The 14,870-nt window shown below is 29.8% G+C and carries 14 protein-coding genes; 5 read left to right on the top strand and 9 right to left on the bottom strand.

Annotated elements, in window-relative coordinates:
• Position 1: 1 nt before the first annotated feature.
• Positions 2 to 604 (top strand): FEKKY domain-containing protein, encoded by a 603-nt coding sequence (locus ACFQ1U_RS11395; protein WP_386108454.1) that lies wholly within the window; start codon positions 2 to 4, stop codon positions 602 to 604.
• Between the two features lie 32 nt (positions 605 to 636).
• Here ACFQ1U_RS11395 and ACFQ1U_RS11390 read toward each other — a convergent pair whose 3' ends face one another.
• From ACFQ1U_RS11390 to metG, 4 genes are all read right to left on the bottom strand, one after another.
• A complete protein-coding gene (locus ACFQ1U_RS11390; RefSeq protein WP_386108452.1) occupies positions 637 to 2,763 on the bottom strand; it encodes a Tex family protein in 2,127 nt (708 codons plus the stop codon).
• 95 nt (positions 2,764 to 2,858) lie between these two features.
• Positions 2,859 to 3,761, bottom strand: a complete 903-nt coding sequence (locus tag ACFQ1U_RS11385) for a histone deacetylase family protein (protein WP_386108450.1) — start codon at positions 3,759 to 3,761, stop codon at positions 2,859 to 2,861.
• Between the two features lie 8 nt (positions 3,762 to 3,769).
• Entirely contained in the window at positions 3,770 to 5,212 is a 1,443-nt protein-coding gene (locus ACFQ1U_RS11380; RefSeq protein WP_386108448.1) for a hypothetical protein, read from the bottom strand.
• Between the two features lie 338 nt (positions 5,213 to 5,550).
• Positions 5,551 to 7,605 carry a methionine--tRNA ligase gene (gene metG / locus ACFQ1U_RS11375; RefSeq protein ID WP_386108446.1) on the bottom strand — a complete coding sequence of 685 codons (2,055 nt, stop codon included), beginning with the start codon at positions 7,603 to 7,605 and terminating at the stop codon, positions 5,551 to 5,553.
• A 116-nt stretch (positions 7,606 to 7,721) separates the two neighbouring features.
• On the opposite strand from metG, the gene ACFQ1U_RS11370 reads away from it, so the two are divergent.
• Positions 7,722 to 8,702, top strand: coding sequence for a S66 peptidase family protein (locus ACFQ1U_RS11370; RefSeq protein ID WP_386108444.1), 981 nt, complete (start codon positions 7,722 to 7,724; stop codon positions 8,700 to 8,702).
• A 3-nt stretch (positions 8,703 to 8,705) separates the two neighbouring features.
• Here the strand turns inward: ACFQ1U_RS11370 and ACFQ1U_RS11365 are convergent, their stop codons facing one another.
• On the bottom strand, positions 8,706 to 8,909 hold the full coding sequence (locus ACFQ1U_RS11365) for a YgaP family membrane protein (protein WP_386108442.1): 204 nt from the start codon (positions 8,907 to 8,909) through the stop codon (positions 8,706 to 8,708).
• Positions 8,910 to 8,946: 37 nt separating this feature from the next.
• Here ACFQ1U_RS11365 and ACFQ1U_RS11360 point away from each other — a divergent pair, with 37 nt between their 5' ends.
• Positions 8,947 to 9,306, top strand: a complete 360-nt coding sequence (locus ACFQ1U_RS11360; protein ID WP_386108440.1) for a YraN family protein — start codon at positions 8,947 to 8,949, stop codon at positions 9,304 to 9,306.
• A 55-nt stretch (positions 9,307 to 9,361) separates the two neighbouring features.
• On the opposite strand, the gene ACFQ1U_RS11355 is transcribed toward ACFQ1U_RS11360, so the two are convergent.
• Positions 9,362 to 10,738 carry a TlpA family protein disulfide reductase gene (locus ACFQ1U_RS11355; RefSeq protein WP_386108438.1) on the bottom strand — a complete coding sequence of 459 codons (1,377 nt, stop codon included), beginning with the start codon at positions 10,736 to 10,738 and terminating at the stop codon, positions 9,362 to 9,364.
• Between the two features lie 114 nt (positions 10,739 to 10,852).
• On the opposite strand from ACFQ1U_RS11355, the gene ACFQ1U_RS11350 reads away from it, so the two are divergent.
• Positions 10,853 to 11,647 (top strand): SDR family oxidoreductase, encoded by a 795-nt coding sequence (locus tag ACFQ1U_RS11350; protein ID WP_386108436.1) that lies wholly within the window; start codon positions 10,853 to 10,855, stop codon positions 11,645 to 11,647.
• Here ACFQ1U_RS11350 and ACFQ1U_RS11345 read toward each other — a convergent pair.
• On the bottom strand, positions 11,644 to 11,997 hold the full coding sequence (locus tag ACFQ1U_RS11345) for a hypothetical protein (RefSeq protein WP_386108434.1): 354 nt from the start codon (positions 11,995 to 11,997) through the stop codon (positions 11,644 to 11,646). The genes ACFQ1U_RS11350 and ACFQ1U_RS11345 overlap by 4 nt on opposite strands.
• A 60-nt stretch (positions 11,998 to 12,057) precedes the next feature.
• Here ACFQ1U_RS11345 and ACFQ1U_RS11340 point away from each other — a divergent pair, with 60 nt between their 5' ends.
• Complete coding sequence (locus ACFQ1U_RS11340) at positions 12,058 to 12,594, top strand: CvpA family protein (protein ID WP_386108432.1); 537 nt, start codon at positions 12,058 to 12,060, stop codon at positions 12,592 to 12,594.
• A gap of 54 nt (positions 12,595 to 12,648) precedes the next feature.
• On the opposite strand, the gene ACFQ1U_RS11335 is transcribed toward ACFQ1U_RS11340, so the two are convergent.
• Positions 12,649 to 13,278: a carbonic anhydrase family protein gene (locus tag ACFQ1U_RS11335; RefSeq protein WP_386108430.1), complete on the bottom strand. Its 630-nt coding sequence runs from the start codon at positions 13,276 to 13,278 to the stop codon at positions 12,649 to 12,651.
• A 21-nt stretch (positions 13,279 to 13,299) separates the two neighbouring features.
• Positions 13,300 to 14,841, bottom strand: coding sequence for a SulP family inorganic anion transporter (locus ACFQ1U_RS11330; protein ID WP_386108428.1), 1,542 nt, complete (start codon positions 14,839 to 14,841; stop codon positions 13,300 to 13,302).
• Between the last annotated feature and the right edge of the window lie 29 nt (positions 14,842 to 14,870).

Below are 14,870 nucleotides of genomic sequence, written 5' to 3'. Positions count from 1 at the left end.
TATGAAAATATATGTATTAATTTCGGTCTTTTTTATTTACACATCAATATTTGCTAAGGAAGTATCTTTAACAGTGAAATTATTAAATACTACAAATAAAGAGATGGTATATGGTGAATTGGTAATAAATGAATTGTCAAAAAAAGTAACGATTAATAATACTGATAATTTTACGGTTCAACTACCTAGAAAAGGGAAGTATACTTTTAATTTTTATGCACCAGCGTTTTATACATACATTCTTCAACCAAAAAAAATCACCTCTAAAAAAAATGTTATAACCATTGTTTTAAAGAATCTTGATGTTCGTAATTCTTTTTTTTCAACTGAAAAAGTAGGGTGTAATAAACATCAATTAGCCACAAAATTAGAGAACGAAGGGCTTAATTTTACAGTTTTTGGAATATATGATAATAATCCAAAAGGATTAAATGAGTTTAAAGAAAAATATAATGTAGGTGTTGAAACAAACAATTGTGTAATATCACCAGATTTGTATAATAAAGCTGTAACAAGAAATAGACTAATTTATGAACTACTAACCGAAAAATATGGTGACAAATGGTTAAAAGAGTTGCCAGTTTCCGTTTTAGGAATTCCATAAAAAAACTTCCATTGAAAATGGAAGTTTTAGAGTTATTTTTTAACTAATTGTAATTGGATTCTTTTACGTTGAAGGTCAACTTCTAAAACTTTTACAATTACTTGTTGTTGTAAGCTTACATGTTCATTAACATCACTAACATAAGTGTCAGAAAGATTAGAAATGTGAATTAAACCACTTTCTTTAATTCCAATATCAACAAAACAACCAAAATTTGTAATGTTATTTACAATACCTGGTAAAATTAACCCGGTTGAAATATCATTTATAGTTTGAATACTGTCATCAAAAGAAAACGCTTTAGCGGTATCTCTAGGGTCTAAACCAGGTTTTTCTAATTCTTTTATAATATCTTTTAAAGTAGGTAGTCCAAATTTATCGGTAACATATTTTGATAAGTGTATTTGCTTTAAGGTAGCGGTATTACCAATTAAATTTTGAGTTTTGGTTTGTAAATCTTTAGCAATACTTTCTACTAAAGCATAACTCTCAGGATGAACGCTGGAATCATCTAGAGGATTCGTTCCGTTTTTTATACGTAAAAAACCAGCCGATTGTTCAAAAGCTTTGCCTCCTAATCTTGCTACTTTTTTTATTTCGCTTCTATTTTTAAAAATTCCATTTTCGTTTCTATAACTAACAATATTATCTGCTAATTTAGGACCAATACCTGAAACATAACTTAATAAAGAAGCACTTGCTGTATTAATGTTAACACCAACTTTATTCACACAATGTTCTACTACGGTATCTAATGATTTTTTAAGTTTAGTTTGATCTACATCATGTTGATACTGACCAACACCTATAGATTTAGCCTCAATTTTTACCAACTCTGCTAATGGGTCTGCTAAACGTCTTCCTATAGAAACAGCACCTCTAACGGTAACATCATGGTCTGGAAACTCATCTCTTGCAATTTTTGATGCAGAATATATAGAAGCTCCTGCTTCATTCACAACAAAAACTTCAAGTGTTTTTGTAGCTTTTATATTTTTAATAAACCTCTCTGTTTCTCTGGATGCTGTTCCGTTTCCAATAGAAATAGCTTGGATAGTATATTTTTCAATTAAATGTTCTATTGTATAAGCAGCTTCGGTAGTTTTTTGTTGAGGCGGATGCGGAAAAATTGTGGTATTGTATAATAATTTACCTTGTTCATTTAAACAAACAACCTTACAACCAGTTCTATATCCAGGATCCAGTGCTAAAATTCTTTTTTCTCCTAATGGTGCACCTAACAATAATTGTTCTAAGTTTTTTGTAAATACCTGAATGGCAGAATCATCTGCTTTTTCTTTAGCAATATTCATTGCTTCAGTAGTTAAAGAGGGAAGTAATAAACGTTTATAAGCATCATCAATAGCTAATTGAACTTCGGCGCCACTTTCGTTATTATTTTTGATGACTTTCCTATCTATTTTTTCTAAAACACGTTCATCATCAATTGTGATTTTTACACGAATAAAACCTTCTTTTTCTGCTCTTAAAATAGCCAACAGTCTATGAGATGGGATTTTACTTAAATTCTCAGACCAATCAAAATAATCTTTAAATTTTAACGCGCTGTCGTCTTCTTTCTTGGCCTTTTTAACCTTTGTGTTAATGGTAGAAAAGTGTTCAAGTTCTCGTCTTATTAGGTTTCTAACATCGGTACGTTCACTTATCCATTCAGCAATAATAAATCGAGCACCTTCTAGCGCTTTTTCCTCGGAAGTGATTTCGTTGTTAATGTATTTTGAAGCTACAAAAGAAACATCATCATTACGCTGACTCATTAGTATTTTTGCCAATGGTTCTAAACCTTGATTTCGTGCTGTTTCAGCCTTTGTTTTGCGTTTTTTCTTATACGGCAAGTAAATATCTTCTAAAACTGTAAGATCACTTGTATTTAGTATTTTGTTTTCAAGCTCTTTTGTTAATACTTCTTGTTCTTTAAGTGCTTTTAAAATTGCTTTTTTTCTTTTTTCTAATGCCTCAAATTGTTCTTTAAGTTTTACAATAAGTCCGATTTCAACTTCGTCTAAATTTCCAGTTTTTTCCTTTCGGTAACGAGCAATAAACGGAACGGTGCAATCTTCATGTAAGAGTTCTAAGGTATTTGTAATACTTTTTTCTGATAACGACGATTGTGCTGTTATATATTGAATAATTTGCATGCTTTTTTCTTTTTTGTAATAAGAAAGGGGTCTTATTTTATTGAATGACAAAGAAACAAAAAATGCCTTTTTAAGAGGTATGTGTATAAAGTGTTTTAAAAAAATATTTCTTGCGCTAAGCGAAAGGTGTTAGCATGAGCCTCAACAATAGTTTTAATTTCTTTAGAGTACCCACCTCCCATACTACACATAACTGGTATTTGATAATTTTTACAAGTTTGTAATACCATTCGATCTCTTTCTTTACATCCTTCTAAACTAATGCTAAGTTTACCAAGTTTATCACTCGCTAAAATATCTACACCACATTGATAAAAGATGAAATCTGGTTTTACGGTATTAATCAGATTAAAAAGATGTGTTTGTAAAATTTCGAGGTAAACTTCATCCGTAGTATTGTTTTCTAGTGGAATATCAAGGTTTGATGTTTCTTTATGAAACGGATAGTTGGTTTTTCCATGCATAGAAAATGTAAAAACACTGCTATCATTCGCAAATATTTCCGCAGTTCCGTTACCTTGATGCACATCTAGATCTATAATTAGTATTTTTTTTAAACCATAATAGTTTTGAAGATATTTTGCTGCAATTGCTTGATCATTTAACATACAAAATCCTTCTCCTCTGTTAGAAAATGCATGATGTGTTCCGCCAGCAATATTCATAGCGACTCCAAACTTTAAGGCATATTCACTAGCTTTTAAAGTGCCATCGGCAATTTTCATTTCTCTGGCTACTAATTGCTCAGTTAGAGGGAAACCAATTTTACGTTCCTCTTTTTTTGATAATGTAATATTTAATAAGTCAAAAAAATATTCGGGAGTATGAACTGTAAAAAAATGTTTGTTATTGGGTATTTCTGGTTCAAAAAAGTTATCCTGTATACAAGTGCCTTCATGTATTAATTGTTGAGGTAATAAGTCATATTTTTCCATAGGAAAACGATGATTTTCAGGCAAAGGATGATTGTATATTTCGTGATAAGCTATTTTGAGCATGACAAATGTTAGTCAGTAAATTTCTTTAAAGTAAATAATTTACTCCCTTGACTATATTCACCCTTTATATAAAAGTCTTTATACTTAAATATAGTAGTTTCTAGAGAGTTATTAAAAGTGTAATCATTAATTTTATCAAATACATTGTCTGGAATTTTATCTTTAACATGCTCAAAGTTTAAGTCAAGCAGGCTTTTTATTCTTATAGATCTTGTATTTGATGAAGAAACAAATGCATTAAAAGTAGGGCTTAAAAAGGAACCAGACATAGTCATTGAAAAACCCATTGCTCCCATTTGACCTGGAGAAGCTTTTTTTACATAACCTCCAATAGTTACTTTATACGTGTTATTTGTTTTTCTTGCAGATATTCCAAACTCACCTGCATTTATTTTACGTAGAAATTTTTTAGCACTCTCTAACTTTCTCACCATAGTATATGCACCACCTTCTTGAATAATAGGTGTGTTTTTAAAACTAATTGGTTTGTCTTTTTCAATAGTATATTTTTTTAAAAGCTTTTCTGAATTAAAATCGAAAATTTGTAAAAACAGCTTGTTTTTATTTGTTGTACTGATAAATATTTTTTCATCAACAAAAAAAGAGTTTGTTTTTTTGGCCGATCTTAAATCTTTTGGAAAAGATTTGAACGTACCTTTATATTTTTCTGGATCTATAACAATAGCTTGAGTATTTTTGTTGCTGCTATCAAAAGTGAAAATAATTTGATCTTTATTTAGATACATTTTATTAGTCTTTGAAACTATTTCAATAGCATTAGGAACATCACTATCAATTTTAATTATTTCTTCGGATTTTTTGTTTTTTACAAAGCCATCAGAAGCAATAAAAGGTTTATATAATAGTAAATTACCAACGTATGTGCCTTGTCCGAGCTTATCAATAATTTTTTGATCTGAAAAATCAATCTTTTTACTTTCAGAATTTTCATTTTGATGAATGTGAAGATTAACTATGTCAGAGTGTTTCTTTGATGTAATTAGATAAAACTTATTATTTAAAGAAGCAGTTTGAACAAATTCTTCATTATTTCCTAGCGTAAACTCTCTTGACGATGATTTTTTATTTTTAAAAGAAAAAGTTGTTCTAATAAATTTATTTTTGCTTTTATTTGATAGGTATAAACTATAATCTTCGTTATCAGAAATGCTGAAACCTAACAAGGTTTTGAATTTTCTTTTTGAATTTTCTAAAGCAATTTTAGATATTACTTTAAAACTATCATTTAGTTTATAAGCATAAATATTTTTAGCATCTTTTAAAAAAACAACAGTATTACCATTTTGCTGATTAACTACAGGAAATATTTCTTTAATATTGATGGAGTAGCTACTTTTCTTAAGATTGTTGAAAAAATAACCTAATTTTTCTTGACTATTAGTTGTTAAAGTGACCAAGAAAACCAATGTTGTTAAAATTCTAAATTTCATATTCAATTTTTATATACTTTATAAATAACACTTTGAATTGTTGTTTAATAATGTGTTATTGATCTTAATTCTTTTTATTTTTTTGAGGTTTATATACTTTTCTTTTAGGATTATAGTTTCCTTTAGTATAATACAGGCATTCCTCCAAACCAGTCATTCCTATCCTAGTAGCACTAGTTTGAGCCCTAACAACAAAATCACTAAGAGTTATTTTTAATAACCATTTTCCATTTCAATAACTGAAATTCCAATTTTATCTGTTGTGCAAAACAAAATATTTGAGTTATTAAAAATAAACTCAATAGCAATTTTTTTTAATGTTTATTTTCTAAATAAGTTTAACAAACTTGTCCTCCGTTTTGAATAGTTTGTTGAGGTTCTACAAATGCTAATTTTCCGTCTGGAGTATCCGTCATTAATATCATTCCTTGACTTTCTACGCCACGAATTTTTCTTGGTGCAAGATTACATAAAACTGTTACTTGTTGTCCAACTATATCTTCAGGGTTAAAGCTTTCAGCAATTCCTGAAACAATAGTTCTAATATCGATACCAACATCAACTTTTAATTTTAGTAATTTCTTTGTTTTTGCAACCTTTTCTGCTTCTAAAATAGTACCAATTCTAATATCCATTTTCGTAAAATCATCAAACTCAATGGTGTCTTTTTGTGGTTCTACAGTTTTATTGGCTGCTTCATTAGCCTTTTTTGTAGCTTCTAGTTTTTCTAGTTGCACATCAATAGTTTTATCTTCAATTTTGGTAAATAATAATTCTGCTTTTCCTATTTGATGGTTTGCAGTAATTAAAGTGTCTTTTGTAGTTACATCAGTCCAACTTAAACTTGCATCAATATTTAATATAGATTTTAATTTATTTGAAGTAAACGGAATAAAAGGTTCTGATAATACAGCTAAGCCTGTGGCAATTTGTAAGGCTACATTCATAATGGTTTTTACACGTTCTTCATCTTGTTTAATAACCTTCCAAGGTTCTTCATCGGCTAAATATTTATTACCAAGTCTGGCTAAATTCATTAATTCTTGAGAAGCTTCTCTAAAGCGATAACGTTCAATAGATTTGGCAATTATTTCTGGGTACTGTTGTAATTGCTCTAAAACTTCTTCATCAATTTCAGATAAATCACTCGCTTCAGGAACAATACCGTTGTAATATTTATTGGTTAATACAACTACTCTATTGATAAAGTTACCAAATATGGCTACTAACTCATTATTGTTTTTAGCCTGAAAATCTTTCCAAGTAAAATCGTTATCCTTATTTTCAGGAGCATTTGCAGTTAATGTGTAACGTAATACATCTTGTTGTCCTGGAAACTCTTCTAAATATTCATGTAACCAAACAGCCCAGTTTTTTGAAGTGGATAGTTTGTTTCCTTCTAAGTTTAAAAATTCATTAGCAGGCACATTTTCTGGTAAAATATAATCTCCATGTGCTTTTAACATAGATGGGAAAATGATACAGTGAAAAACAATATTGTCTTTACCAATAAAGTGCACCAATTTTGTGTTTTCATCTTTCCAGTAGTCTTCCCAATTTTTACCTTCTTTTGCAGCCCATTCTTTGGTAGAAGAAATATAACCAATTGGCGCATCAAACCAAACGTAAAGTACTTTTCCGTCAGCTCCTTCAACAGGAACAGGAATTCCCCAATCTAAATCTCTTGTTACGGCACGTGGACGTAAACCGTCATCAATCCACGATTTAACTTGTCCTAATACGTTTGATTTCCAATCGTTTTTATGACCTTCTAATATCCATTCACGTAAAAAAGCTTCATGTTTGTCTAATGGTAAAAACCAGTGTTTTGTTTGTTTTAACACAGGAACATTTCCTGTTATTGCAGATTTAGGATTTATTAAATCGGTAGCATTATGACTTGTTCCACATTTTTCACATTGATCTCCATAACTTTCTTCATTTCCACATTTCGGACAAGTTCCAACCACAAAACGATCGGCTAAAAACTGATCTGCTTCAGCATCGTATAATTGTTCAGAAACCTCTTCAACAAACTCTCCAGAATTGTATAGGTTTTTAAAAAAGTTTGATGCTGTTTCATGATGTATTTTATTAGAAGTTCTTGAGTAATTATCAAAAGAAATTCCAAAATCTTCAAAAGATTTTTTAATTATACCATGATATTTGTCTATAATTTCTTGAGGAGAAACTCCTTCTTTTTTAGCACGCATTGGTATGGCTACACCATGCTCATCGGAACCACATATGTAAGCAACATCGTTTCCTGTTAAACGTAAATATCTTGCGTAAATATCTGCAGGTACATAAACTCCGGCTAAATGACCAATATGAATAGGCCCGTTAGTATATGGTAAAGCTGCAGTAATTGTATATTTTTTTGGTGTACTCATGTTTTGTGCTAAATTAAAGGGCAAAAGTACAAAAAAGCAATTTTTTAAACTGGTATAATTTGGTACATTTACTGATGTAGATTTTACCTTTTTAAAATTTACTAATACTATTGTTTATGAAATATTTAACCGTTTTATTTTTTATATTGATGAGTTCATCGGCTTTTTCTCAGGTAGCTAATAATAAATTAATTACTCCGCCCTATTTACAAAAGGGAGATACTATTGCAATGGTTGCTCCTGCTGGAATTTTAAAAAATAGAAAACATGTTATTGATAAAGCAAAAGAACTTGCAGAAAGTTGGGGGTTACATGTAGTGTATGGTAAACACATGTTTAACCAAAACTATCATTTTGCTGGTACAGATGAAGAACGTTGCCAAGATTTTCAAAATGCATTAGACAATCCAAATATCAAAGCTATTTGGAGTGCAAGAGGCGGTTATGGTTCTGTAAGGATTTTAGATAAATTGGATTTTACTCAATTTAAGAAAAATCCAAAATGGATAATTGGTTATTCTGATATTACAGCGTTTCACAATCATATTCATAATTTAGGATATGAAACATTACATGCAATGATGGGAACAAGTATGCAAGATTTACCTTCTGATATCCCTGAAACAATTAGCACCTTTAAAAAAGCATTGTTTGGAGAAAGGTTGAGCTATACGATAAAAGCAAATAAAAATAACAGAACAGGAGAGGCTAATGGAGTGCTAGTTGGAGGAAATATAGCAATTTTAGCATCGATGTTGGGTTCCGAAAGTCAATTAAATACCAATGGAAAAATTTTATTTATAGAAGAAATTGGTGAATATAAATATTCTGTAGATAGAATGTTGCAAAGTCTGAAAAGAGCGGGGTATTTTAATAAAGTTAAGGCAGTAATTGTAGGTGATATGACTAAAATTAAAAAAAACACTACGCCTTGGGGATACACTATAGAACATTTGGTTTTAGCTGTAGTTCCAAAACAGATTCCTGTTTTGTTTGATTTTCCTGCTGGACATGAACCGGATAATCGAGCCTTGATTTTTGGTAGAAATATTAATGTTGCTATTACTAAAACTGAAGGAAAAGTAGTTTTTAACTAATAGTTATTCTTTTTTGCAACTACTATAACGAAATATTTTATACAAAGGACAAAAATTAAGTAAGCTAGTTACAAGAAAAATAATAGCTATAAGCAAAAGTGTAATTTCAAGTACACCGGTTATTATGTTAAAATAAGAAAGTCCAGCTATTATTAAAGCGCTTGCAATTCTTATGGTTTTGTCTAAATTTCCAATATTTTTATTCATTATTTTTTTTAGCAGTTATTCAAATATAATACAAACTATGGCACAACACAATGATCTTGGTAATAAAGGAGAGGCAATAGCTATTGATTATTTGAAGAGAAATGGCTATAAAATTTTAGAGACAAATTATAGATTTTTAAAAGCAGAAGTAGATATAATTGTCCAAAAAGAAGCTATTATAGCTGCTGTAGAAGTAAAAACAAGATCATCTAGTTATTTTGGTAATCCACAAGATTTTGTTTCTCCCAAAAAGATAAAACTTTTAATAAGTGCAATGGATCATTATATTGTTCATAATAATATAAATTCAGATGTACGTTTTGATATTATAGCCATTTTAAAAGATTCAAATTCGTATGATATTAAACATATTGAAGATGCCTTTTTATTTTTTTAGCATAAAAAAAAGACACTGTTATCAGTGTCTTTTTTATTAGAATATTTTTAGAACCCTATAGTTCGTTTAAATAAGCTTTTACATCCTCTAAACCATTAGGTAAAGCAATAATCTTTTTGTCTTTGTCTAAAATGAAATAAGAAGGTGTTCCAGTTAAATTATATTTTTTTACTGTTTCATTATCAAACTTGTAATCAGGGTGTGTTCCAACTGCATTATGGAAATTAGGTAAGTTTTTAACAAACTCTTGCCATTCTGTAACCTCATTTTCAATTCCAAAAGAAATTACAGAAACATTTTTATACGCTTGCATTTCTTTGTGTAATAAAGGAATTTCATCAACACAGTGAGGACAACCAGTACTCCAAAATACTAATAAATACTTATCGGCTTCATTAATAGTAGATAATTTATACTCTTTTCCTTCCTCTGTCCAAGAAAAATCTGGTGCTGTTCTTCCAACAGAAGCAGTTAATAAACTTAATTTTTCATCTTTAAATTTATTGTCTTGCATCTCAGAAGGTAATTTGCTGTAATATTCATCAAAAAGACGATCAACTACTCCTGAATTTCTAGCATTAGTAAAACGTGTTACTAAATACTCAATCACTTCTTTTCGTAATTTATCTTCTTTGATAACGTCCATTACTTTATCAATAGATTTTTGATACAAAGCTTGTTGTGCTTCTTGACCTTCAGCAACGTTTAAATAAAATACATAGTCCGTAATTTTGTCAATAAAGAATGATGAGTAGTATAATTTTTCATCTGAAAAATCGATGTTTTTAAAGAAATTATCAACTACCGAGTTTAAATATTCTTGTGTGTCATCTAATGGACTATCTGGATTAGAAGACTTTGAAGATTTGATGAAATGATTAGCTAACATTCCTTTAGACTTACCTTCATAAATATCTTGCATATCTTCAACAGCTTCAACAGCTTTCTTATACTGTTTTTTGGTACTTTTGGAAGGATCTTTTAAGTAAGCAACTTGTAAAGAATCAACCGTTCTTTGCGTTAAAGATAAAGCATCCATATACTCACGGTATACTTTATTTTCTAAAGATTTAGTATAAATAACAGACTCGTCAGGATATTGCGGGTTAAAAATTAATTCAACATCTTCTTTGTTAAATAAAAAATCAACAAAACCAGCTCCTCGGTCTCTGTATGTTAAACGATATGCTCCTGGTTTAGTGTCAGCAGGTAATTTGAATTCAAAACGAGCAATTTCTTGTTCTCTCCCACCAATATTCACTTTACTAAACTGAACAGTTTCGTTTTTTATAAATTTTTGTTTAGCTCCTTCAATTTTATATAAAATTACCCAATCACCTTTATCTGGTGGGGTCATTGTTCCTTTTATAGAGAATTGAGCATTTGCAATAGATGTAACAAATACTAATAATGCAAGAATTTTTTTCATCATTTAGGGATTTATTTTATTATATATTCTAATTTTCACTGTACACATTTCAATAAACGTACCAAAATTACTATTTCTTATTTAATATTAAGTACATTGCAATTAAAAAACCTTACAATGCAAGTGAAAAATAAAGTTATTTGGATCACTGGAGCATCTTCTGGTATTGGTAAATCATTAGCGATATACTTATCGCAGCAAAATACAAAATTAATTTTATCATCTAGAAATATAACACAATTAAATGCAGTTAAATCGTTGTGTAGCAATTCTAAGGAGGTGAGTGTTTTACCATTAGACCTTGAAAATTATAATAATTTAGAAGAAAAAGTTTCTGAAGCCCTATCATTTTTTGGAACCATTGATATTTTAGTAAATAACGGAGGCATTAGTCAACGTTCATTAGCTGAAAACACTTCTATTGATGTTGATAAAAGAATTATGGACATAAATTATTTAGGAACTGTTGCACTAACAAAAGCTATACTGCCTTATTTTATAGAAAAGAAATCAGGTCAATTAGTTGTAACAACTAGTATTGTAGGTAAAATAGGTACTCCGTTGCGTTCTTCTTATGCGGCATCAAAACATGCGCTTCATGGTTTTTTTGATAGTTTAAGAGCAGAAGTTGCAAAGTATAATATCATTATAACCTTAATTTGTCCTGGCTTTGTAACTACTAATATATCTATAAATGCATTGACTGGCGATGGATCTCCACAAAATAAAATGGATTTGGCAACCGATTCTGGTATACATCCTGATAGATTTGCTAAATTAATGACAAATGCTATCATTACTAATAAAGAGGAAGCTTATATTGCTGGTGCTAAAGAAAAATTTGGTGTATACGTTAAACGTTATTTTCCTAGGTTATTTTCGTACTTGATTAAAAAAATGTCTGTTACTTAAAAATAGTTTATACTTTCAAAGTAATTAATAATTGCTTCTTTAATTAATACAGTTTGTTCGCCAGGTTTTAAATTCGGAAGTTCCGTTAAGGTTTTATAGTGTGGCCACCCATCATTATCAAAATAATCAAATTCATAATAGCCGTATGGTTCTAATAATTTGCAAATAGCAATATGCATTAAGTTTATTTTTTCATCTTTTTTAAAAGATCGATGTCCTTGTCCTAGTTCTTGAACACCAATTAAATAGATTATTCCATCTACATTTAAATCATCACCATCAGCAAACTCATTAGATAAAGAGTTTACAAGCGTATCCCACTTTTCTTTTAAATTAATGTCTTTATTCATAATTTTTAATTGTAGCAAAGATACAAACCAGTTACTATATTTGTTAAAATATTTTACACTATGAATACATTTGATATTATCATTGCGGCTTTGCTTTTATTTGGTTTTGTAAGAGGTTTAATGAAAGGACTTTTTGTTGAGGTTGCTTCTTTGGTTGCTTTGGTAGCTGGAGTTTATGGAGCTATTCACTTTTCTTATTTTATAGGAGATTGGTTAAAAACAAGTGTAAGTTGGGATGAAAAATATATTACACTTGCTGCATTTGCAGCGACTTTTGTTGTAATTATAGTAGTAATAGCTTTATTAGGTAAAATATTAACTAAAATTGCAGATTTTGCATCTTTAGGTATTTTAAATAAAATTTTAGGAGGAGTATTTGGAGCGTTAAAAATAGGATTAATCTTAAGTGTAATATTTATCTTTTTTGGAAAAATGAATGATACCATTCCTTTTGTATCTCAAGAAGGTTTAAATGAATCTATTTTGTATAGGCCTGTAAAAAAAATTGCACCAATGTTGTTTCCGTCAATAATAAAAGGTGATGAGGAAGAGGCCGATGCAACTAAAGAAGAATCAAAATCCAAAGAAACCATATAATAAAAAAGTCCGAAAATTTAGTTTTCGGACTTTTTTATTATGTAAATTTAAAATTTACAACATGGTAACTTTTCCAGTGGTTAATGAATATACTCCGCCAACTATTTGAATTTCTCCATTCTTTTCCATTTCTGCTAAAATTGGACTTTTTTCACGGATTCTTTCAACGGTTAATTTTACGTTATTTTCTACAGTTTTAGCAACAAAAGCACTGTTAGAAGAATCAGCAACACCATCTACTTCTTCTGAAGCCATTTTAGCAGCAGGAACAATATTATCTAACATTGCAGTTATGTTTCCAAGCTCTACGCCATCACAAGCAGCTTTAACAGCACCGCAGCTTTCATGACCTAAAACCAATACTAATTTACTACCAGCTACTTTACATGAGTACTCCATACTTCCTAAAATATCAACGTTTTCAAAGTTTCCTGCAACACGAGCAACAAATACGTCTCCGATAGTTTGATCAAAAACCATTTCTACAGGAACACGAGAGTCTATACATGATAAAATTACTGCTTTAGGAAATTGTCCGTTAGTTGTTTGTTCAACTAAGCTAGGAACGTCTGAAGCTGTTATATTATTACTTGTGTAACGCTCATTACCCGCTAATAAATCGTGTAAAACAGCGTTAGGAGTTAATCCTACTTGAATATCTTTTGATAATGCTTTATTTCTCATTTTATAAGTTTTAATTGTTAGTTATGCTGATTTTGGTCTTAATTTAAAAAATTCTATATAACTATCAGGATTTTCTACAATACCTCTTTCAGAAATTAATTTGATATTAATGTGCCTTTCTTTTGCTTTGTGAGCAAAATCTTCTAAAATTTCAATAATATCATTATCTAAATACCTAGTATTGGTAACATCTAATACTAAATCAGAATTTTCTGGTAAGCTATCTAATTCTTTTAAAATAGCACCTTTATTAAAAAAGGTTACTTCTTCGGCTAATGTCATTTTAACATGTCCTTTTTCTCCTTCTTTATGTAAAAAATGTGAATTTTCATAGTTCTTATACAAAATAATCACAATACCAACAGCTAAACCTAACCCAATACCTAATAATAAATCACCTGTTATTGCCATTGGTAGTACAGTTGCCATGAAAGGAATAAATTGCTTCCATCCTAACTTAAACATATTCATAAATGTTGAAGGTTTTGCTAACTTAAAACCAACAATAAATAAAATAGCTGCTAATACAGATAATGGAATTTTGTTTAATAAAGTTGGAATTAAAATAATAGAGATTAATAAAAAGAAACCATGAATTATAGCAGACATTTTACTTTTTCCTCCAGATTGAATATTTGCCGAACTACGAACAATAACTTGTGTAATTGGTAAACCTCCAATTAATCCTGAAAAAATATTTCCCGCACCCTGTGCAAATAGTTCTCTGTTAGTAGGAGTTACATTTTTATCCGGATCTAATTTATCGGTAGCTTCAACACATAATAAAGTCTCTAAACTAGCAACAATTGCAATGGTGAAAGCAACAATCCAAACTTCTTGATTTGTTATACCTGAAAAATCTGGAAAAGTAAATTGACCAAAAAACGAATCAACGCTATCTGGTACTGGTACACTTACCAATTCAACAGCGTTTAATGCTAAATCACTATTTCCTAAAGTTGCAAAATAATAAACAATACCTATAACCACAGCGACTACAGGACCTTGTATTAATTGAAATATTTTTCCTTTTTTACTTAATACTTGTTGCCATAAAATTAAAATACCTAATCCTATTAATCCAATTATAATTGGACTCATCCTAGTTTTATCCAAAGAGGTAAAGAATTCCAAAAAACCAACAGTTCTTGGTGTTTCATGGCCAAAGAAATAAGGAATCTGTTTCTTGATAATGATAATACCAATACCTGTCAACATTCCTTTTATAACTGATGAAGGGAAGAAATACGCAATTACACCCGCTTTAGCTAAACCTAGTATTAATTGTATAATTCCACCTAAAACTACAGCTGTTAAAAATATTTCGAAACTACCTAAATTATCTATTGCGCTAAATACAATAGCCGCTAAACCAGCTGCGGGTCCACTTACTCCAATTTTAGAGCCACTGATAGCACCAACTACAATTCCTCCAACAATACCAGCAATTAATCCTGAAAATAATGGAGCTCCACTGGCTAAAGCAATACCTAAACATAATGGTAATGCTACAAAAAATACCACAACACTTGCGGGTAAATCATTTTTTAATGTTTTAAACATATTATAAGGGTTTAAAGAAGTTATTTATC

It is taken from the genome of Tenacibaculum geojense, from assembly GCF_042676005.1.
Taxonomy (GTDB): domain Bacteria; phylum Bacteroidota; class Bacteroidia; order Flavobacteriales; family Flavobacteriaceae; genus Polaribacter; species Polaribacter geojense.
This window is presented reverse-complemented; position numbering and strand designations above follow the sequence as displayed.

Excerpts from the sequence above, each read along its gene's own strand:
- ACFQ1U_RS11380 (WP_386108448.1), bottom strand. The coding sequence starts at position 5,212 with ATGAAATTTAGAATTTTAACAACATTGGTTTTCTTGGTCACTTTAACA.
- ACFQ1U_RS11395 (WP_386108454.1), top strand. The coding sequence starts at position 2 with ATGAAAATATATGTATTAATTTCGGTCTTTTTTATTTACACATCAATA.
- ACFQ1U_RS11370 (WP_386108444.1), top strand. The coding sequence starts at position 7,722 with ATGAAATATTTAACCGTTTTATTTTTTATATTGATGAGTTCATCGGCT.
- ACFQ1U_RS11355 (WP_386108438.1), bottom strand. The coding sequence starts at position 10,738 with ATGATGAAAAAAATTCTTGCATTATTAGTATTTGTTACATCTATTGCA.
- metG (WP_386108446.1), bottom strand. The coding sequence starts at position 7,605 with ATGAGTACACCAAAAAAATATACAATTACTGCAGCTTTACCATATACT.
- ACFQ1U_RS11340 (WP_386108432.1), top strand. The coding sequence starts at position 12,058 with ATGAATACATTTGATATTATCATTGCGGCTTTGCTTTTATTTGGTTTT.
- ACFQ1U_RS11345 (WP_386108434.1), bottom strand. The coding sequence starts at position 11,997 with ATGAATAAAGACATTAATTTAAAAGAAAAGTGGGATACGCTTGTAAAC.
- ACFQ1U_RS11335 (WP_386108430.1), bottom strand. The coding sequence starts at position 13,278 with ATGAGAAATAAAGCATTATCAAAAGATATTCAAGTAGGATTAACTCCT.
- ACFQ1U_RS11365 (WP_386108442.1), bottom strand. The coding sequence starts at position 8,909 with ATGAATAAAAATATTGGAAATTTAGACAAAACCATAAGAATTGCAAGC.
- ACFQ1U_RS11350 (WP_386108436.1), top strand. The coding sequence starts at position 10,853 with ATGCAAGTGAAAAATAAAGTTATTTGGATCACTGGAGCATCTTCTGGT.
- ACFQ1U_RS11390 (WP_386108452.1), bottom strand. The coding sequence starts at position 2,763 with ATGCAAATTATTCAATATATAACAGCACAATCGTCGTTATCAGAAAAA.
- ACFQ1U_RS11330 (WP_386108428.1), bottom strand. The coding sequence starts at position 14,841 with ATGTTTAAAACATTAAAAAATGATTTACCCGCAAGTGTTGTGGTATTT.
- ACFQ1U_RS11385 (WP_386108450.1), bottom strand. The coding sequence starts at position 3,761 with ATGCTCAAAATAGCTTATCACGAAATATACAATCATCCTTTGCCTGAA.
- ACFQ1U_RS11360 (WP_386108440.1), top strand. The coding sequence starts at position 8,947 with ATGGCACAACACAATGATCTTGGTAATAAAGGAGAGGCAATAGCTATT.